The organism is Rhizobium viscosum, from assembly GCF_014873945.1.
GTDB lineage: Bacteria > Pseudomonadota > Alphaproteobacteria > Rhizobiales > Rhizobiaceae > Rhizobium > Rhizobium viscosum.
This window is the reverse complement of sequence record NZ_JADBEC010000001.1, coordinates 3024192-3044360: the sequence shown is the minus strand read 5'-3', so window position 1 is coordinate 3044360 and position 20169 is coordinate 3024192. Positions and strand designations below refer to the sequence as shown.

The 20169-nt window shown below is 62.1% G+C and carries 18 protein-coding genes; 9 read left to right on the top strand and 9 right to left on the bottom strand.

The window, feature by feature from the left end; translation table 11 throughout:
- The first annotated feature begins 47 nt into the window (after positions 1–47).
- Together H4W29_RS14895 and H4W29_RS14890 are read left to right on the top strand one after the other, a co-directional pair.
- Positions 48–395 carry a hypothetical protein gene (locus H4W29_RS14895; RefSeq protein ID WP_192729590.1) on the top strand — a complete coding sequence of 116 codons (348 nt, stop codon included), beginning with the start codon at positions 48–50 and terminating at the stop codon, positions 393–395.
- Positions 396–607: 212 nt separating this feature from the next.
- On the top strand, positions 608–871 hold the full coding sequence (locus H4W29_RS14890) for a DUF982 domain-containing protein (RefSeq protein ID WP_192729589.1): 264 nt from the start codon (positions 608–610) through the stop codon (positions 869–871).
- Between the two features lie 378 nt (positions 872–1249).
- On the opposite strand, the gene H4W29_RS14885 is transcribed toward H4W29_RS14890, so the two are convergent.
- The gene (locus H4W29_RS14885; RefSeq protein ID WP_192729588.1) at positions 1250–2572 is read right to left on the bottom strand and encodes a virulence-associated E family protein; all 1323 of its coding nucleotides are present in this window, start codon (positions 2570–2572) and stop codon (positions 1250–1252) included.
- Between the two features lie 678 nt (positions 2573–3250).
- On the opposite strand from H4W29_RS14885, the gene H4W29_RS14880 reads away from it, so the two are divergent.
- The 6 genes from H4W29_RS14880 to H4W29_RS14855 all read left to right on the top strand — a co-directional run bounded on the left by H4W29_RS14880 (position 3251) and on the right by H4W29_RS14855 (position 9977).
- The gene (locus H4W29_RS14880; RefSeq protein ID WP_167669471.1) at positions 3251–3397 is read left to right on the top strand and encodes a hypothetical protein; all 147 of its coding nucleotides are present in this window, start codon (positions 3251–3253) and stop codon (positions 3395–3397) included.
- A gap of 276 nt (positions 3398–3673) precedes the next feature.
- Positions 3674–4357, top strand: a complete 684-nt coding sequence (locus H4W29_RS14875; protein ID WP_192729587.1) for a hypothetical protein — start codon at positions 3674–3676, stop codon at positions 4355–4357.
- Between the two features lie 196 nt (positions 4358–4553).
- Positions 4554–4835, top strand: coding sequence for a hypothetical protein (locus tag H4W29_RS14870; RefSeq protein WP_246517184.1), 282 nt, complete (start codon positions 4554–4556; stop codon positions 4833–4835).
- A 125-nt stretch (positions 4836–4960) separates the two neighbouring features.
- Positions 4961–5362: a FixH family protein gene (locus H4W29_RS14865; protein ID WP_246517183.1), complete on the top strand. Its 402-nt coding sequence runs from the start codon at positions 4961–4963 to the stop codon at positions 5360–5362.
- Positions 5359–6810, top strand: a complete 1452-nt coding sequence (locus tag H4W29_RS14860) for an efflux RND transporter periplasmic adaptor subunit (RefSeq protein ID WP_210332180.1) — start codon at positions 5359–5361, stop codon at positions 6808–6810. The genes H4W29_RS14865 and H4W29_RS14860 overlap by 4 nt, the downstream gene beginning before the upstream one ends.
- A complete protein-coding gene (locus H4W29_RS14855) occupies positions 6807–9977 on the top strand; it encodes an efflux RND transporter permease subunit (RefSeq protein ID WP_192729585.1) in 3171 nt (1056 codons plus the stop codon). The genes H4W29_RS14860 and H4W29_RS14855 overlap by 4 nt, the downstream gene beginning before the upstream one ends.
- Before the next feature lie 111 nt (positions 9978–10088).
- On the opposite strand, the gene H4W29_RS14850 is transcribed toward H4W29_RS14855, so the two are convergent.
- The 3 genes from H4W29_RS14850 to H4W29_RS14840 all read right to left on the bottom strand — a co-directional run bounded on the left by H4W29_RS14850 (position 10089) and on the right by H4W29_RS14840 (position 12434).
- Positions 10089–10991 (bottom strand): MBL fold metallo-hydrolase, encoded by a 903-nt coding sequence (locus tag H4W29_RS14850; protein ID WP_192729584.1) that lies wholly within the window; start codon positions 10989–10991, stop codon positions 10089–10091.
- A 136-nt stretch (positions 10992–11127) separates the two neighbouring features.
- Positions 11128–11736, bottom strand: a complete 609-nt coding sequence (locus H4W29_RS14845) for an NAD(P)-dependent oxidoreductase (RefSeq protein ID WP_192729583.1) — start codon at positions 11734–11736, stop codon at positions 11128–11130.
- A gap of 29 nt (positions 11737–11765) precedes the next feature.
- The gene (locus H4W29_RS14840) at positions 11766–12434 is read right to left on the bottom strand and encodes a DsbA family protein (protein WP_192729582.1); all 669 of its coding nucleotides are present in this window, start codon (positions 12432–12434) and stop codon (positions 11766–11768) included.
- Positions 12435–12527: 93 nt separating this feature from the next.
- Here H4W29_RS14840 and H4W29_RS14835 point away from each other — a divergent pair, with 93 nt between their 5' ends.
- Positions 12528–13436 (top strand): LysR family transcriptional regulator, encoded by a 909-nt coding sequence (locus tag H4W29_RS14835; RefSeq protein ID WP_192729581.1) that lies wholly within the window; start codon positions 12528–12530, stop codon positions 13434–13436.
- A gap of 31 nt (positions 13437–13467) precedes the next feature.
- Here H4W29_RS14835 and H4W29_RS14830 read toward each other — a convergent pair whose 3' ends face one another.
- The 5 genes from H4W29_RS14830 to H4W29_RS14810 all read right to left on the bottom strand — a co-directional run bounded on the left by H4W29_RS14830 (position 13468) and on the right by H4W29_RS14810 (position 19987).
- Positions 13468–14250, bottom strand: a complete 783-nt coding sequence (locus tag H4W29_RS14830) for an ATP-binding cassette domain-containing protein (RefSeq protein ID WP_192729580.1) — start codon at positions 14248–14250, stop codon at positions 13468–13470.
- Entirely contained in the window at positions 14243–16498 is a 2256-nt protein-coding gene (locus H4W29_RS14825; RefSeq protein ID WP_192729579.1) for an ABC transporter permease, read from the bottom strand. Before H4W29_RS14825 ends, H4W29_RS14830 begins: the two co-directional genes overlap by 8 nt.
- A gap of 102 nt (positions 16499–16600) precedes the next feature.
- Positions 16601–17683: a substrate-binding domain-containing protein gene (locus tag H4W29_RS14820; protein WP_192729578.1), complete on the bottom strand. Its 1083-nt coding sequence runs from the start codon at positions 17681–17683 to the stop codon at positions 16601–16603.
- 215 nt (positions 17684–17898) lie between these two features.
- The gene (locus tag H4W29_RS14815; RefSeq protein WP_192729577.1) at positions 17899–19092 is read right to left on the bottom strand and encodes a M14 family metallopeptidase; all 1194 of its coding nucleotides are present in this window, start codon (positions 19090–19092) and stop codon (positions 17899–17901) included.
- Between the two features lie 139 nt (positions 19093–19231).
- Positions 19232–19987: an SDR family NAD(P)-dependent oxidoreductase gene (locus tag H4W29_RS14810; RefSeq protein ID WP_192729576.1), complete on the bottom strand. Its 756-nt coding sequence runs from the start codon at positions 19985–19987 to the stop codon at positions 19232–19234.
- Positions 19988–20169: the final 182 nt, after the last annotated feature.

Genomic DNA, 20169 nt, shown 5'->3' with positions numbered 1-20169 from the left:
TTAAAAACACTGTTGCACTTTTTTGAAAAAGCACGACGCGACATTCGATGATCAAGCCTGAACTCGGATTCCTCATCTTTTTTACGAGCAACTTTGCCGCTCCGTTCCTGGCGTTTATCGCCGGGCGCAGATGGCCACATCGCCGGATGGCGTTTCATTTTTTGGCGGTGATCTGGATCGTTCTGTCAGCGTATCTGTGCCACAAAGTGACTTTCACACCAGATATAACCGCTGTGGACGACTCTTATGAGCCTGAGGAAGTGATGCAATTCCTGGTCGTCGCTGCCGTCTTCTTTCAGCAGATACTCATCCTGGCCGCCTATCTGGTTCGGTACGCATACTGCGCAGCTAAGAAACGGCGCGAGAAAACCCGGGTAGCAAGAATCTTCGAATGATGATGGGTTGGGCTTCAGAGATGGCGTAAACGACGCGGCCTGCCTCCCCACGGGATGTCAATGCCTTGGCTGTGCGCCTTCCCACCGCCAGCAAAACCTTCTCCCCGTCCTGCGCCACGAGCGCCATGCCTGTTCCGGATAAACCGCTGCGCTCCCCTTGGCACGCCTCTTGCAACCTTAACAATACGCCATCCCATCGGGAGTATTGTGTAATGGAATGGGACACCCCAATCGAATTCGCCCCCGTGATCCTGATGTTTCACGATCCGGATAGGCTCCTGTCCGTGCGAACGGCCATTGGAGCCGCCAACGCGCTCATGAAGGAATTCCCCTGCGATGACGGGGAGGAATTTCTGGCGGCGATCAAGATCTGTCTTGATGTCGTGAAGGGCAGTGCTGAGCCCGGAGAACTGAGAGCGGCAATCATTCGCGCCGCAGACGAGGCCGGGATTACCGCCATCGCCGTACTTCACTGAACTGTCGCTTTGCCGGCAATGGCGGCCTGATGCCCGAAGTTTGTAAGCGCTGCCTCTGCATCTGCAAATTTCGTAAGCGCGTTTATCAAACAAAATCAGTGCCTTAACGATTGCGCTTACAAACTTACGAAATTACCGCCTGTTTCCAACTCTCATGGGGATAACCACCAGCCCCTCTGGAATACCGGTCTGTCTCTCCACTGAGTTTTACCAATGTTTTCGTAAGTCTGTAAGCGAAGCTATAAATCACTGAAACCATTATGGAAATTCGCTTACAAAATTTATGTGGGCAATCGTAAGCACCGTAAGCAATTCTCCAGGTCGGCCGCAAGACAAGCCACTTGATGCTACCGTCTCCAGGGCGGTGCGCTCACCCCTCTAGAAGCTCCGCTCCCGCCCTCGCCGGCCGTGCTCGAATTCAATCCGTCCATCCGCCCATCCCGCCCAGCGCCTGCCGCTCACATTGCCCCGAACATAAACGCGCACAGCCTCCCGCCCGCGATTGGAAACCACCGACTGAGGTTCGAACCCCAACCCGACAAGCGCCCTCTGCAGGTTCTTGTGCCAGCCGGAGGGCAAGCGGCTGGCATCCTCGCTTCCGCCGGTCAGAAGCTTGCGCATGTCCGCGCACGGCAGCATCATGTCCCCGTGGGGGATCAGATCGCGGATGATCTCGTAGGTGGGGCCGAAATCCATCACGCCCTGGTGCAGGGCTTCAAGATCTGCCTGCAATGCCGGGTCATCCAGCCACAGGGACTCATGCTCGTAGATCGTCATGACTTCGGCCCAGACCTGCGCGCGGTCGGCCCGGATTGCCGCGATATCGATCGCGGTGGGCCTGACCGGCCACCAGCGGCGATTGCCCGTCGTGTCGGTCAGGAACTCGTCGGCATTCGTCGTGGCGTAGAACGCGAACTGGCGCGGCACGTCGTCGGCCTTGTGCTTAAAGGCGCCGCGCGCGGTATCTACGCGAACCGTGATGAACTTCCTGATCGTCTCGATCTCCCGGGTCGACCGGCCGGCAAGCTCCGCCAGCTCGACGACCCAACGTCCGCGCGTGTTCTCGATCACCTCGCGCGCGCTTTCGCCCACCGTCACGCCGTCGGTCACCCATTGCTCGACCGGAACGAGCGCCCGGCCGAAGGACGATTTTCCGAGGCCCTGCCTGCCCTGCAGGGTCAACACGTGGTCGAACTGGCACCCTGGCTGAAACACGCGTCTGGCAAGGGCGCAGAGCCATTTGCGCGAGAAGGCACGGTTCAGCGGCGTGTCATCGGCGCCGAGATGCGAGGTCAGGAACGTGTCGACGCGCCTCCTTCCGTCCCATGCCGGCAGCGATGACAGCCAGCTTTTCACGGGGTGATAGGGATGCCGGCCGGCGACCTTGTCGATAACGGGATTGATGTTGAAAACCTTCGGCGTCAGGCCAAACCCTTCCAGCCACTCCACCGCTTCGGCAAGGTCGTTGTTTCCGATGGGGCGAGGCTTCCAGTCGCCCTTCCGCAAATCCCACGGCGGCCGGCGCAGCAGCATCGTCTGGCCGCTGAATTCATCGAGGGCAAGCATTCCGCATGCGTCGGGGTGGTGTTCCAGCATCACGGTCCAGTTGAGCGTGAGGCCAGGAAGGGGATTGCCCTTGTCATTCGTCTTGAGCATGGCGAGCCAGTCGCACGACGGTGCATGTGCAGTCATTTGTGGCATGAGATTTTCCGCGTGGGATGGAGTGGCGTCCCCTTCTCCCCGGCGGTGGTCCGAAGGACGGGTCGCGGCCCGTGGCTCGACCCCCGCTGGAGAGAAGGCGACGTGGACTATTTCGAACGTCGCCAGAACTATTCGGAAAACGGTTGGCAAATAGAATCGCGCTGCGGGACAGGGCTCGACGCCTCCAAGGCGAAGTGGATGGCGGAATAGCCGGCCAGTCAGGCCCCTTCTCGCCTCATCAGCGGTCAGCGCGCCCTCTCGCGTGCCGGAAACGAGGATATCGAACAATGGCATGCGCAGCGGTCGCGAAGTCCCGTACGGCTTCAACCCAGGGCATCCTGCTGAAAATTGGGGCACGCTCCTGAAAGCGCCGCGATCCGCCGGTATAGCTCGACCGTCCCGGGTGCACGATCAAAAACGATTGTCAGGCGCCAAACGCCGTCGTCCACGGCTTCAATGCCGCCACCGGGCAGGCCCCAGCTAGGAAATGAATTCGCTCCACGCCTTCCGCAGAGGCCCATCGGGCCGAGAGTGAACCGGCTTGTTCCAAGCACCCAATATCGTTGAGGCAATTGCGTCGAATAGGTACTCGCCACAGTTGCTTATGCCGATGGTTTGGGGAATATTCGTGCTCTGGCCCTGAGGGTCTGCGCGGTGACTGATAAGGGGGACAATGTCATGTCTGTAAAATACCTTTTGGCCGCGGTAACGATCGCGCTTCTGGCCCTTTCAGGGTGCGCGACCACCGGCACCGGCGGCGACAACACGACCTACGCAACTCCACTGGGGATTGGTCCCGTTCGCGGGAATATCGGTGGCTATTAGTAGCTGCTGATTTCCATTGAGAGCTGATCCACCGATGGGTTCGGGAAACCGGCCTATCGATCACAGTTTTTGAACCCTGTCCGGCGAGTGGTTCCACACTCGCTTCGGCTGTCTGCGGCTTCGCTTGAGCGGCAGGTCCGACAAGTGTTTCGGCATAGGGGCCGTAGTTCTCACGCAGCAAATGATGGATATATGCGGTGAGCGGGAAACATTCGCAAAGCTCCGTCGCCGCAACACGGCGAGGAACTGTTCAGAAGCGGAGGCTGGGATTGCTTCATGGAAGATGACGTGAACGCGGCGCGCCGCCAGGACATCGCCGGCCTGCGCCGGTTCCTCGACCTTGAGCAGCAGCGCGCTTGGATGCAGGGCGAGACGATGCTGCGCGATACCGACGAGCGCCCGGAGTCCCTGGAATTGCGTCTCAAATACGTGGCGAGGTTCGAGAAGCTGCTGCGCCGGCCGCAGGCACCAGAGGTTCTGGAGATTCTCCGGCGCTACGGCAGCGACTGCATCCCGATCCCGCGCCGGACCGAGCGGCACTACTGGTCGGTTTCCTGTCTGCCGTCGACACCGGGCAAGGCGCTCATTCGCGTCAATGCGAGCTGGATGGAGCTCTTCTCGCTTTATGCTGACGGTGAGGACATCCGCGCTCTCTTCCTGGTGCATCTTTCCGATTTCACCACCGATCACTCGCTCGATCACGGCCAGGTGGACGAGGATTTCCTTGAGCACTGCGTCATGGCGCCTGATGACGTCAGCTACATCTTCCCCAGAGGCGATGACATTTTCGGCGTCAAGGTCCGCGGCTTTTCCTCGATCGGTAAATTCATGGCAACGCCCCGTGCCTTGCAGGCGATCCGGGCATTCAACCTGACGCACATGAACCGCGGCCGGAACGCCTATCAGGCGAGCCACTGTTACAGGCTGGCGGATCACATGCTGGGTGACGACGCAGGTTGAGCGACGGATCAGGCAGGATCGCAACACATCTGCGTGAACCCGCTTCCAATTCTGCAGGCGCCATGCCATTCCTATTTGCATGACTCTCCTTCGGGCCGTCCATCGTCTGTTTCTGTTCGTCGCCATGCTCGCGGTTGTTCTTGGGCCCGCAAGCATTGGGCTGGCCGGCAGCGCCATGGCGTCCTCGCAGCCGGCGATGATCGACGGCATGAGCGCCATGGCCGGCATGAAGATGACGGGCATGAAGATGATGGAGGAGATGCCTTGCTGCCCGCAGCAACAGCCGGTCAAGAAAATTGACTGTGGCAAGGACTGCCCTCTGTCGCTGGTCTGCACCACGTCGATCTCCGCCCATGAACCGGACGTTCATGGCGAGTCCTTGGCAATCTCCTGGCTGGCCCACAGCTACGACGCGATTTCCGCATCGCAACTGACGCCGGCATTTATCGAGCCTCCGGCCCGACCTCCGAAAGCCTGATCTCAAGCCAATTTTGAAACATGCCGCGGTTCACGCCGGACGCCTGAGCGCGCCCGTGATCCGATGGCCATCAATTTTGACCCGAGGACGTGATCGAGGATCCGTCCCGATGAGATCGGACAATCATGAACAAGACTTCCTTTTCCGGAGCGATGCTCCTCGCCGGCGTGCTGATCGCCGGCTCCGCCACCGTGTCCTTCGCTGGTTCGCAGGATTACGAGTTCCAGCCCGTTTCGGCTGACGTCAAGCAGGGCCAGGGATCGCTGGTCTCCGTGCGCCTGATCGACAAGCGGACGGGCAAGCCGGTTCCCGACGCCGTCATCTTCACCACCCGCATGGATATGGCCCCCGAGGGCATGGAGATGATGACGACGCCCGTCGAGGCAGCCAGTTCGACGGAGCCCGGCGTCTACGCCTTCAAGACTGATTTCGCCATGGCCGGAAACTGGCGCTTCAAGCTCGCAGCCAAGGTCCAGGGCGAGCCGGACACCGTCCAGGGCGAGCTTGTCCTGAAGGCAGTCCCTTGACCACGCCATCACGTGTGGCAGCCACGCTCTCCCTCGCCGTATTGCTCGGCGGGGGAGGCTATTGGGCTGGCACCAACAACCTTGCCTCGATGGCTGGGCTCGAACTGGCCGAAAACGCGATCGCCACGCCGGCGGTTCCGAAGCCTGCACCATCGGCTGGCGTCGGCGCAGTCATCTACTACCGCCACCCCGACGGGTTGCCGCAGTACTCCGCCACGCCTGACACGACCGACGATGGACGTTCCTTCGTCACCGTGCATGCCAGCGAGGACGTGAGCTTCGACGACAAGGCGAAGGCGCCTGCCTTTGCCGAAGCGGCCGACACCGCAACGCCGTCGGAGGCCGGCAAGGGCCGCATCCTCTACTACCGCAACCCGATGGGATTGCCGGACACGTCGAAGGTGCCGAAGAAGGACTCGATGGGCATGGACTACATTCCAGTCTATGAGGGTGAGCAGTCCGACGCCTCGACCGTCAAGGTCTCGCTTGGCAAGCTGCAGCGCACCGGCGTCAAGACGGCAACGGCCGAGATGGCCAGCATCGGTCGCAAGATCGAGGTGCCGGGTACCGTGACGTTGGACGAACGCCTCGTCAGCATCATCTCGATGCGGACGGACTCCTTCGTCGACGATGTCGCCGACGTCACGACCGGCGACCGTATCGGCAAGGGCGAAAAGCTCTTCCGCTTCTACTCCAGGGAGATCGCCACCGCCGCGTCCGAATACGCTGCCGGCCGTGACACTTCGCGCGGCACCGGCGACGCGGGCTCGGCTCTGCGCCTGAAGAACCTCGGCGTGCCCCAGGCGGTGATCGACGACATCGCCAGGACCCGCCAGGTGCCGACGAGCATGACTTACACCGCTCCGCGCGACGGCATCGTCCTCGAACGCGTGGCAACAGCAGGCATGATGGCAAAACCCGGCGACGTGTTGTTCCGCATTGCGGACACGTCCGACATGTGGGTGACGGCCGACGTGCCGGAATACGATCTCGCTTCCGTCCGCATCGGCGCGAAGGCGGATGTCACGATCCGCAGCCTTCCCGGCAGGACCTTCCACGGCGCCGTCGACCTCGTCTATCCGGAGGTGGACATGCAGACGCGCACGACAAAGGTGCGCATCGAGCTTGCCAATCCGGATGGTCTCCTGCTGTCCAACATGTATGCCGACGTCGGGATCGAGGCCGGTGCCCCGAGCCCCGTCGTCTCGGTTCCGAACAGCGCCGTTGTCGACACCGGCGACCGCCAGGTGGTGTTCATCGACAAGGGCGACGGACGGTTCGAACCGAGGGACGTGACGCTCGGTATCCGAGGCGACGACAAGACCGAGATCCGCCACGGCGTCGCCGCCGGCGACAAGGTGGTCGTCTCGGCCAACTTCCTGCTCGACGCGGAAAGCAACCTCAATGCGGCGCTGAGCGCCATGACATCAGAGGAGGCCAAGCCATGATCTCCCGCCTCATTGCCTGGTCAGCCCACAATCTCGTGCTGATCTTCGTTGGTGCTGCGCTCGCGGTGGCGGGCGGCATCTATGCGCTGCGCTCCCTCCCGCTCGACGCGATCCCCGATCTTTCCGACGTGCAGGTGATTGTCTACACGGAATATCCCGGACAGGCCCCGCAGGTGGTCGAGGATCAGGTCACCTACCCGCTGACGACCTCGATGCTGACAGTGCCGAAATCCAAGGTCGTGCGCGGCTTCTCCTTCTTCGGGGTCTCCTTCGTCTACGTGATCTTCGACGACGGCACCGATCCCTACTGGGCGCGCAGCCGTGTGCTGGAATATCTGAACGCGGCGGCGAGCCGCCTGCCGCAGGGCATCACGCCGACGCTCGGCCCGGATGCCACAGGCGTCGGCTGGGTCTACGAATACGCCCTCGTCGCCAAGGAGCTCTCCTTGGCCGAACTGCGCTCCCTGCAGGACTGGGTCGTGCGTTTCGGCGTATCCAAGTCCGAAGGTGTGGCCGAGGTCGCAAGCGTCGGCGGTTTCGTGAAGCAATATTCGATCGTCGTCGATCCCGCCCGCCTGAAGGCGCAAGGCGTATCGCTTCAAGACGTTGCCAACGCCGTACGCGCCAGCAACACCGACATCGGCGGACGAACGATCGAGCTGTCCGAATTCGAGTTCGCGGTGCGCAGCCGCGGCTACCTCAAGGGCATTCCCGACATCGAGAACATCGTGCTGAAGAGCCGGAACGGCGTGCCGCTGCGCCTCGGGGACGTGGCGAGGGTCGAACTCGTCCCGGACGAGCGGCGCGGCATCACCGAGCTCAATGGCGAGGGCGAAGTGGCAGGTGGTATCGTGCTGCAGCGCTTCGGAGCCAATGCCCTGACCGTGATCGACAATGCCAAGAAGAGCATGGAGTCGATCAAGGCCAGCCTGCCCGCGGGCACAGAGATCGTGCCCGTCTACGACCGCTCGACGCTGATCGAGGCGGCCATCGAGACCTTGAAAGGCACGCTGGTCGAAGAGTCCATCGTGGTCGCCCTGGTGACGATCGCCTTCCTCCTGCATGTCAGGAGTGCGCTCGTCGCCATCATCATGCTGCCCGTCGGCATCCTGCTCGCCTTCATCGCCATGCGGCTCCTCGGGCTTGGCGCCAACATCATGAGCCTCGGCGGCATCGCGATTGCCATCGGCGCAATGATCGACGCGGCGATCGTCATGATCGAGAACGCCCATAAGCATCTGGAGCGGGCACCGCCGGACAAGCCGCGGATCGACATCCTCGTCGAGGCGGCAAGCGAGGTCGGGCCGGCGCTGTTCTTCAGCCTGCTGATCATCACCGTGTCCTTCCTGCCGATCTTCACGCTGGAATCGCAGGAAGGCAGGTTGTTCGGACCGCTTGCCTTCACCAAGACCTTCTCGATGGCGGCCGCAGCACTTCTGTCGGTGACGCTCGTACCCGCCCTGATGGTCGTCTTCGTCCGGGGGCATATCGTGCCTGAGCAGAAGAACCCGGTGAATCGCATTCTCATCTGGCTCTACCGTCCGGTCATCTCCGGGGTGCTGAAGGTGAAGACCCTGACGATCGCCGCAGCGGTCCTGATCCTGGCGGCGACCGTCTGGCCGGCGCAGCATATCGGCAGCGAGTTCATGCCCAATCTGGATGAGGGCACGCTGATGTACATGCCGACGACATTGCCCGGCATCTCCGTCACCAAGGCGGGCGAACTGATGCAGACGCAGGACCGCATCATCAAGTCCTTCCCAGAGGTGGAAAGCGTGTTCGGCAAGGCCGGCCGAGCGCTCACGGCAACCGATCCGGCCCCGACGGAAATGTTCGAGACGATCATCCGGCTGAAGCCGAAATCCGAGTGGCGGACGGGCGTGACGATCGACAGCCTGAAGCAGGAGATGGATGCGGCGCTGCAGTTTCCCGGCGTGTCGAACGCCTGGACCATGCCGATCCGCGGCCGCATCGACATGCTCTCGACCGGCATCAGGACACCCGTCGGCGTAAAAGTCTACGGCACTGATCTCGGCGAGATGGAGAAGGTGGCGCGGCAGATCGAAAGCGTGCTGAAGGCAATCCCGGGAACGTCGAGCGCCTATGCCGAACGCGTGATCGGCGGCTACTATCTCGACATCGTCCCGGACCGCACAGCGCTCGGCCGCTACGGACTGACCGTCAACGACGTGCAGGACGTGATCGGCATGGCGCTCGGCTCCGAGGTCGTGACCTCGACCGTCGAAGGCCGCGAACGATACGGCGTGGCAGTGCGTTATCCGCGCGCCTTGCGCAGCGATCCGCAGGCGATCGCCCGCGACGTGCAGATCTCGCTGCCGGGCGGCGGAACGGTTCCGCTCGGCGAGGTCGCCGATATAAAGCTGACCCGCGGCGCCACGACGATCCGCACCGAGAACGGCCAGCTTGCCGTCTACGTCTACGTCGATATCGCGGGCCGCGATCTCGGCGGCTATGTCGCGGAGGCACAGCAGGCGGTGGCGAAAAGCGTAAAGCTGCCGCCTGGCTATTCCGTCGAATGGAGCGGCCAGTTCGAATATCTGCAACGGGCCGAGGCGCGGCTTGCCATCGTCGTCCCGCTGACGCTGGCGCTGATCTTCCTGCTGCTCTACCTGAACTTCAAGGCGCTGACGGAGACTGTCATCGTCATGCTGTCGCTGCCCTTCGCGCTCGTCGGTGGCATCTGGCTGATGTGGTGGATGGGTTTCAACGCCTCCGTGGCGGTCGCCGTCGGCTTCATCGCCCTTGCGGGCGTGGCGGCCGAGACCGGGGTGATCATGCTGATCTATCTCGACCACGCCATGAAGGAACAGCGGCAAGCCTGCGAGAAGGAAGGCCGTTCCTTCTCGAAGCTGGATCTCAGCCGGGCCATCATGGTCGGCGCGGTCGAACGCGTCCGGCCGAAGATGATGACGGTCGTCGCCATCATGGCCGGTCTGGTGCCGATCCTGTGGCGGACGGGCACCGGCTCGGAGATCATGCAGCGCATCGCCGTGCCGATGATCGGCGGCATGGTGTCCTCGACGCTGCTGACACTGATCGTCATCCCCGCCGTCTACGGGCTGGTCAAGGGATGGCGGCTGCCGGCCGCATCCGCGCAGAGCCAGTTCGTCGAGGAAGACGAGCGCGGGCTCGAAGCCGCCGAATGAAAGGAGGATGAGATGATGAACGACATGATGATCTGGGGCACGGAGATCGCCGCCTGGCGCTTCTGATGACTGGTTTGGAGGGGTGGCATCGGTCGCCACCCCTCGCCGGCATCACTCGCCCCAGCTTATCTCACCCTTGGCGACCTTCGCACCGAGTTCGAGCGAAATGGGCATTGCGTCATTGGGATAGAGCTTCTTCATGGCCTCGATCAAAGCCTTCGAATCCGCGGCTTTGGCAGCTTCCGCCTCGAATGCGATCAGGTAGTCGCGGGTGTAGGTCACGCCCGACGCGTCGGTCGGCCATGCGGCGGTAGTGTGCCCGGGCACCACGATCTTCGGGTTGCGGGCGAGGATTCCATCGAGCGCGGCCCTCCACGCTTTCCGATCGTCGGCAGCAGGCAGATCGGCCACCCACGGGTACATGCCGCCGAATACCGCGACGCCGCCGAAAACGGCCTTGAGCGACGGCACCCAGATGTACCGGCCGCGGTCCTTGATACCAGGCGCAGTCACGATCTCGAGCTTCTCGCCGTCGACCGACAAGGAGGTGACGTCAGTCGCTTCCGGGAAAATCAACTCGGAAACCGCCTTCGGGCCGTCGTTGCCGAGAACGGGCGACCACGCCTTGATCTTGCCTTCGGCCTTCTCGCGCATCAGCGCCACGGTGTCCGGAGCGGCAAGGATTCGAGCGTCTGGAAAGGCCTCATGGACGGGTGCCAGGCCGAAATAGTAGTCGGGATCGTTGGTTGTGATGTAGACCGTGGTCAGCCGCTTGCCGCTCGCCTTGATGGCGTCGGCGACGAGCTTGCCGTCGGAGAAGCTGAAGCTCGAATCTATGAGAACGGCCTCGGTCTTGCCCGAGACAAGAACGGGCGCGCGCAGGAAGCCGGCTTCGTTGGCCTTGAAGGCTTGCCACGACAGCGCGGACTTGTCCTCAGCGACAGCTGATGAGGCGACGGAGATCGCGACCGCGGCGGCGGCGATCGTCATGAGGGTGGTACGGCGGTTGAGCATTCGGGAGGTTCCTTGTGAGATGCGGATAGGATCCGGGAGGCCGCAAGACATGCGGAGCCGGTCGCGCCGGCACGCAATGTGACGGCACGCGATGTGACCACTGCGTTGGGAGCGGGTTCGGATTGGGAGCGACGGATCAGTAGCCGACGGTGAAACGCATCCTGACATGCGCCGGAGCCTCAATCTCGTCGACCAGCGCAACGGCGAAGTCTTCGAACGATATGCTGCTGCCTTTCTCGTTCGTCAGGAGCTGGTCCGTGCCGAGGCGGAAGGCGCCCGTGCGCTCACCGGGCACGAACGACGCAGAGGGAGACAGGAAGGTCCAGTCGAGCCCTTCCTCGGCCTTGAGCTGGTTGAGGTAGTCGAGGCCGCCCTGCGCTTCGGCCTTGTAGAGCGCCGGAAACTCGGGCGTGTTGACCAGAAGGACGCCAGGAGCGACTTCGAGGCTTCCGGCACCGCCGACCACGTAGTAGCGGCGAACGCCGGACGCTTTGACCGCGCCGAGCAGCTTGTCGGGATCGGCTGCGGAGAAGTGCACCGAGCTGATCACGGCGTCGTGGCCGGCCAGGACTTTTGCCAGAGCTTCCGGAGCGTCGATGTCGCCTGCAACGGCGACGACGCTGGGCAGCGAAGCGACCTTCGAGGGGTCGCGCGCAATCGCGGTGACGGCGTGTCCGCGCGAGGACAGTTCCGAAAGAATGCGGGAGCCGGCCTGGCCGGAAGCTCCGATGAGTGCGATCTTCATGATGGTTCTCCTTGTTGAGGTTGAATGGTTCAAGCTGGTATGGCGAGGTCGGCGATCACCGCCAGGAGGCGTTCCGGACCGTGATAGAGGGCTTCCCCATCGATGACGTGCCGCTTGCCGTCGACGACCGCGACAAGCTGCGGGACGCCGCGGATGCCGAGCGAATTCATCTGGCTCTGCGCCTCTTCCATCCGCTCCAGGGTCCGCTCGCGCAGAGCGGCGTCGTTTCGGAGCCGGTTCGAGAAGGCGTCGGCCTCAAGCTCGATCCCGTGCTCGGTGGCAACCTTGGCCGCGACCGTGGCGACTTCGTCGATATTGGACGTATCGCGTCCCCCGACATAGCGGGCGATCTGCATGGCGTGCAGGAGGTGTGGTTCCAGCGCAGCATCCTGCTCGCCGAGAGCAGTCAATGCCAGTGTGGCGGGGCCGGAGTCGAAGACGCCATCAGGAGCAAGGAGGACGTTCTGATGATACTCCTCCGAAAACCTCTGCCCCGTGAGGCTCTGGATGCGCTGGTCGTTGCGCCATGCGTGATCTGCGATCGACGAGATCGGCCGCCCTCCCACGAACAGCCCCGATGGGAGCATCTTGAGCTTGTCGCGGAACCTGTCGGCAAGACCGGCAAGCGCGGGTGCGCTTGCGTAGCACCAGCCGCAGAACGGGTCGAAGAAGTACCGAAGTTCGATATCGTTGGTCATGACGATCTCCTTTGTTGAGGAGAATGTACTGTTGCGGATATCAAATATATACGGCATTCTGAGACGCATAATGTTGCATGGATCGAGCAAATCATGGACCGCATCACGGCCGCAAAGGTACTGTTGAAGACCGTGGAGCGGGGCAGCGCCTCGGCGGCTGCGGAAGAACTCGGGATGTCGCGCGCCATGGCTTCGCGCTACATCGCCTCGATCGAGGAATGGTCGGGGACAAGGCTGCTTCACCGTACCACGCGACAGCTCAGCCTGACTTCGGCCGGAGAGCGGGTTCTGGAACTCTGCAAGGAGATGGCGCGTGTCGCCGACGCGGTGACGGAAGTGGCAGTTCATTCAGACACGCCGCATGGTCTTCTGCGGGTGACTGCCCCGGGTATTCTCGCAGAGGCGCAGCTCATATCTCTCTTCTCGGAATTTGCAGTGCAGTATCCGCGGATCAAGATCGATCTTCAGATCTCGGACAGATCGGTAGACCTTGTGCAGGATCGCATCGACGTCGCGATACGCATCGCGAACCATCTCGATCCGTCCCTGATCGCAAAGCGCCTTGGCCAGTGTCCCTCGCGCCTGTACGCCTCCGTCAAATACCTGAAAGACCACGGGGAGCCTGCCTCGCTCGAAGACCTGAAGGCACATCGGTGCCTGACATATACCCATCTGGGCGGGGCGGAGTGGGTCCTGAGGAGGGGCGAGTCGGAAGTGACCATACCGGTTTCCGGAAGCTTCCAGACAAACGAGGCCCTGGCTCTGAGACGGGCCACGCTGTCTGGCCTCGGCATAGCCATGCTTCCGCGGTTCTCGGCCGACAATGAAGTCCTGGCGGGGAGGCTCGCCGTGGTACTGCCGGAGTGGGAGCCGACGTCGCTCGGCATCCATGCCCTCTACGTTTCCCGGCGACACCTGCCGATGGCGGCACGGGCTCTCATCGACTTTCTTTCGGAAAAGCTCGAGAACTCTTTCCACCTAGGTTCGGACGTCACCGCGTGAGGTCCGGCGTGCATCCGAAGCAGCCGATCGATCAGCTGTTTCTTGCCTCATCGGCTGTCAGCGCGCTCTCCCGCGTGCCGGAAACGATAATTTCAAGCACTTCCTGCTCGTCGGTATTCCCTATGTAGCGATCGCCGACATATTCGCCGCGCTTGAGAACCATGACGCGATCACCCACGGCAAAGATATCGACCAGACGGTGTGAGATGATGATCTGGGCGACGCCCTGTCTCTTCAGTTCCAGCATGGTTTCGAGCAGCCGGTCCGTCGCCATCACGGAAAGGTTGGCCGTCGGCTCGTCGAGGATCACGACGCGCGGCTCGAACGAGATTGCACGGGCGATCGCGACGGATTGCTGGCGGCCGCCCGACAGGCTTTCGACCTTCTGATAGACGGAATTCACGTCGACCTTGAGCCGTTTCAGCACGCTGTCGGCTTCCGCATACATCTTCCGCCGGTTGACGAAGGGGCCCTTGAGCGGCCAGCGGCCCAGGAAGATATTCTGGCCGACATCCATGTTGCCGCAGAGCGCGAAATCCTGGTAGATCATCTCGATGCCGACGTCGCGGCTCTCATGCGGGCTCTTGAACCGCACCGGTTGCCCGGCGACGAGGATATCGCCCGCATCGCGCTGATAGGCACCGGTCAGGATCTTCATGAGCGTCGATTTGCCGGCGGAATTGTCGCCGACAAGGCCGAGGATCTCGCCGGGATAAAGCGTGAGATCCACCTTGCGAAGCGCCTGCACGGCCCCGAAGGCCTTTTCGATGCCCCGCATTTCCACGATCGGCGCTGTTGGTGTCGCCTCAGCCATGACTGCTGTCTCCTGTTGGCGCCCCTCTTCTCAGCCAGGTTCGCAGGCGCCCGAATAGATTGGCCTGGCGCACCCATATGTCGATCAGCACCGCGACGATCAGGATGACGCCGATAAACACGTTGATCCAGTGCTGCGGCATGCTGAAGCCCTGGACATTGAGTTGAAGCAAGGCCCGCACGAGCGTGATGACGGCGGCACCCGCAAGCGAGCCGATCATCGTGCCGTAACCGCCGAAGATCGATCCGCCGCCGATGATGACGGAAGCGATCGCGTCGAGCTCGCGAAACTGGCCGGCAACCGGGTTGAAGCTGCGAAAATAGGCGACGTTGATGATCCCGGCCATGGTTGCGCAGAGCGCCGAGAGCATGAGCGAGATGAAGCGCACGCGGTTGGTGTTGATGCCGGCATAGGCAGCGGCGCGCACATTGCCGCCGGCCGCACAGACCTTCAGCCCGAACGGCGTATAGGCAAGCATGATACCGGCGATCACGGCAACGAAAAACATCCAGATCGTCTGGATGCTGACGACCTCGGCCACCGTGCGGACGATCCCCGGTGGCAGCGCAAGGCCGAAATGCAGGAGAACGTCGTTCACCTTGCGTCCGAGCAGGTTATAGCCCTCGGGCCAGCCGGTCAGCTGCTGTCCCGCGACGAACCAGGCGGCGAGGCCCCGGGCAATGTAGAACATGCCGAGCGTGGCGATGAAGGCAGGCAGTTTGAAGCCGACGACCACCATGGCGTTGACGGCGCCGGCGGTCATCCCCGCAAACAGGCCCATCGCCACGGCAGTGAGCGGGTCGGCGCCGAGCACTTTCAGGAAATAGGCCGCCGTGCTGCCGGCAAGGGCAAGCACCGCACCGACCGAGAGATCGATATCGCCGGCTGCGATGACATAGGTGAGCCCGACCGCAATGAGAGCGAGTTCCGTATAGTTGAGCAGGATGGCGAAGGTGTTGGGCAGGTTCCACCAGTAGTCCGGCCTGAGCGCGAGGCCCGTCAGCCACAACACGACGGTCAGGATGATGGCGAGAGCATCGCGGCGGGCGAGAAACTTGCCGAGCCCGGTGGCGGATAGCGCCATGTCGGTCGCCATCGCCCCCTTGGTCTGGACACCTTCAATCGCCACGCCGCCGATCTCGTAGGCCGGCGGAGGCGGCCGGCCGCGCAGCCATGCCCATAGCCGGGCCGCAACCTGGCGCCTGATAAGGATGGGCTCGATCAGCACGGCGATGACGAGAAGGAGACCGAGGAAAACCAGCACGGCACCAGCAGGAAGTGTGAACTTGGCGCCGACTGCGATGCTTTGACCGTCGATCACGACGGTGCGCGTGATCGGCCATCCCTCGCGCAGCACCTTGTCGATCAGCACGACGACCGCAGCACCCAGGCAGGACCCGATCACGCGCCCGCGCCCGCCAAGGATCGATGCTCCGCCGATGACGACGGATGCGATAATGGTGAGTTCCCAGCTGACGCCATAGAGCGGGGTGACACCCTTGTCCTGCGCGGCCGACAGGAGAGCTGCAAGGGTCGCGCAAAGCGAGGAGAGCAGATAGGCGCGAATGCGCACCCAGCGTGTACGAATGCCGGCATAGACCGCCGCCTGCTCGTTTCCGCCGGTGGCGAAAGTCTCATAGCCCCAGCGGGTCTTGGCAAGCACAAAGGCCCCAACTATGGCGACGAGGAAGAAGATCGCGATCTGGTTGTTGAAACCGAGGAGATTCGTCTCGCCCAGGTGGAAGGAGAGCGGATAGTCTCTCGCCTTGTCGGAGTAATAGATCGCCTGACCATGCGTGAGCGCGAGCACGAAGCCGCGACCGATGAAGAGCATCGTCAGCGTCGCGATGAAGGCAGGCACTTTCAGGATGGTGACGAGCACACCGTTGACCAAGCCGATCGCCGTGCCCAGCAGTACACAGAGGATCGCCGATGGGATCACGCCGAAATCGAGAAAGCTCGGGGCAAAAAGCCTGGCGAAGACGACGGCGATGAGACCGTAGGTCGAACCGACCGAAAGATCGAGATCCCTGTTGACGATGACGAAAGTCATCCCGACCGCGATGATCCCCACGCGGGACGTATCGCGCAGAAGCGCGTGAAGGCCTTCCGTCGATCCGAAGAAGGCCGGATTGACGAGAGCCCCGCCGATATAGAGCAGCGCAAGAAACAGGAGGAGCCCCGCCTCCCAGCCGCCGACGAGCTGGGGTGGCGCACGGCCGAGCGATGTCGTCGTGGCGGGCTCCATGAGTTTCTACCGACCGAATGCGTTTCTACCGACCGATCCTTGCTGCCGCGTGGCGGGACGGCTCACGCCCTCCCGCCACAATTTCAGGCGTCCCAAACGAAATCAGTTCTCGAAGCGCTTGCCGACCTTGGCGACGTTATCCTTCGTCACCAGCTGGGCACGCGTGTCGAGATTGGCGGCTGAGATACCGCGATCGATCTGGAGATAGAGCTGCATGACAGGCCAGAAGCCCTGCAGGAAAGGCTGCTGGCCGAGCGAGCCGGTCAGGTTCCCCGCTGCGATGCCTTCCTGCTGTGCCGGGCCGAGATCGAAGCCATAAGCGCAGAACTTGCCGGTCTTCCCCATCTGGGCAACCGCCTTGACGAGCGGCGGCGTAAAGACGTTGTTGGCCGTGAAGGCGCCGACCACGTCACCGCGGGACTCGAAGAGCGAAACAAGGGCGTTGACGGGATCGTTCGGGTTCGTGTCGATGCCGACATTCTCCGGACCGGCGTCAACCTTGAAGGCATCGAGCTTGCCGGCATCCTTCAACGTCTTGACGATGGCATTGAAGGCGGCGGTGACACGGTTGTTCACCTCGATATTGCCCATCGCGGTGGAGGACGGCAGCACGATCGAACCACCGGCAGCGCCACTGGCAAGCACGCAATTGGCGAGCGCCTCGCCGCCGATTGCCGCCGCCGACGCATCCTGCCCGGTGTGGCTGATCGCGCTCCGGTGCAGAATGGTTCCGTCGAACGAGTTGGTCGTCGCGACCGGGATGCCGGCCGCCTCGGCAGCCTTGACGATGTCGTTATAGGCGCCGGTCTGCGGCGTCGTCATGATGATGCCGTCGATCGTCGGGTCCTGAATGATCTGGTTCAGGATCTCGATCTCGCGGGCGGGGTCGTCCACCGGCGATTCCGAACCGAGCAGCAATATCTTGGCGCCGATCATATTGCCGGCGGCGATCGCGCCGACATAGACAGGGTCGAAGAAGCCATTGCCTGCCGTGTGCGTTACTATCGCGAAGGTCAAATGACCGTCAGCCGAATGGAAATCCTTCGTGCCGGGGGCCTCTTTTGCGGCTTCCTCGAAGTTGTAGCCGCCAACCGCTTTCTCTACACTGCCCGACTGCGCAAATGCATGCGCTACACCGAGCGACAGTATCGCGGCCGATGCCGCGTAGAACAATACCCGCCTCATGATTGGTCCTCCCTTGAAACCAAGGGAGGAAAGCCGTCGGGCGCAATGTATCGAGAGTGGGGCCGAAGGCTTATCCTCCCATTTGCTAATATTCTGCGCAATTCCGACTTAAGTAAACGGATAAGTTGATGATGCTGGCGAATTTGTTCGCTTTGGAAGCGTCCGATATCCGATTTTTATTGGCAGACGTCTCTACGATGCGCAGAAACGGCGGATTACTCGGGATAGGCCTCAGCGCCCTCCAGCGCCGCCTTGTGGAAGAGGATGAAGACCAGGGGGTTGCCGGGCTCGGACATTGCATCGCTGCGCTGGCCCGTTATCTCTCCGGCCACACCGCTCGTATATTCCGCGACCACTTCGCCGAAGCTGTTGCGCTGGATGGCCACCTTCTGTCCGGGTTCGACCTTGTCGTTGAGCTTGACCAGATGCTCGACGATCCCGCCCTGGGTTGCCAGGATCGGGAACGCACTGTTGCCGACGAAGACATTCACGTCCTTGCCTGTCCGGCCCATCGGCCCGGCCACGATGCCGTGATGCTTGAGGACGTTCATCGTGCCTTCCACGAACAGCGAGATCATCTCGAGGTCCAGAACGCGGGCAGCACCGATCTCCGGCGTAAAGGAGGGGATGCCCACGTCCATAAATGCGTTATGCAGGACACCGGGATAGACATGGTTGTCGAAGATCTGGCCGACGGGATAGAGCTCCAGCATGGCCTTGACCTCGGGCACATCCATGCCGCCAATATTGAATGCGGTGACTTCGAACCCGGTTGTGCCGGTGTGGAAGTCGATCGCGAAGTCGGCGTTCGGCCGCAGCAGCCGGTTGAACAGCAGCCCGGCATGCCGGCTGGGCGCGGAGGCACCGTTCTCGTTCCCCGGCCATTCCCTGTTCATATCGATCAGATCCACGCCCCTGCCCTGATTGGGCCACCTGCGCTGCATGCTTTCAATGGCCGGGCGCGCCACGTCGGTGACCGCCATGACCGTGCCGGACATCTGCGCCGGATCGAGCTGGTTCATCACGGTCTGGACCGTATGAATATTGCTCATTTCGTCGCCATGCACACCGCTGGTCAGGATGCCGCGTTTGCCCGGCCTTGCCCCCTTGGCGACCGTCACGGACACATACCAGTGCTGCCCCGTGGGCATCTGCGCACCCTGAAAATACAGGAAATGCTTCTGCCCGGGCTCCAGATCATCGACGTCGAGCGCGCTGACGACCTTTTTCCCCTGGATGACATCGCCGGTATAGACCGTCCCTGCGGCAGGATTGGCAGCGGGTTTGGCTGCCTCCTCTGCATTCGCAGCACCGGCGCTGGCGGCCAAGGCCGCCGACGCACCGACCGTGGCAATGGAAGCGATCAGGAGATCGCGGCGATCGATGCCTTTCCTCGATTTGTCCGACATGATGGAGGCCCCTCTGTGATTTGAAAATCGACTTCAGAACAACGGCATGTACAGCGGTCGCGAGAATCCCGCGCAACTTCAATCTAGGGTATGCTGCCGAACTGGCAAGGTCGCGCGATTTGCGCGGACCTGAGGCGCTTTAATGCGCAGTATAGGCGCCATCCACCAGGTAGTGAGCGCCTGTAATGAAGCTTGCCTGTTCAGACAGGAGGAAGCAGACGAGATTTGCAACCTCGTCCGGCGTGCCGCGCCTTCCCATTGGCTGGAGCGCTGCCATCCGGCGCGTGCTCGCTGCCTCCAGATGTTCCGACAGGAGGGGCGTATCGATCCAGCCGGGACCGATGGCATTGATCCGGATCCCGAACCGCGCATATTCGATCGCGGCGGCTTTCGTCAGTCCGACCAGCCCGTGCTTGGCGGCGGTATAGGCTGCCGCGGTCGGCAACGCGACGGACCCAAGGGCAGAAGACATGTTGACGATTACCCCCCCGCCCGATTTCAGCATCGCGCCGATCTCGCACTTCATGCAGTAGAAAACGCTGTTCAGATTGACGTTCATCAATCTGTGCCAATCGTCGAGCGGATAGTCTGCGACCGCTGCCCGCACGCCATCGACCCCGGCATTATTGACAGCGAGATCGAGACCGCCGCATTCCTCGACGGCAAATTGAACAAGCCTTTGCACCGCTTCGAAATCGGTCACATCGACGACAAAGACGCGGGCGCGACCGCCGTCCGCAACAATTGCAGCGGCAGTCTCGTGCGCAGCATCCTCATTGAGATCGGCAACGACGATCTCGGCACCCTCGTTGGCGAGCTGTCGGGAAACGGCAGCCCCGATACCGGAGCCCGCACCCGTCACGATCGCGACTTTTCCTTCCAGGCAAAGTTTCATCGCTTCCTTCCATTCCCGTATTCTAATACTCTTGCAAAACGAGTGGCTGAGGCAAGGAGATTCGTGGATGCTCGGACTGCATACTACAAGTTGCGCAGCTTGTCCGCCTGCCAAATACGCAATTCCACAGAAGCGAATGGGCCGGAAACGAGCCCGCTGCTGACCGGAAACATCGAAGCTGA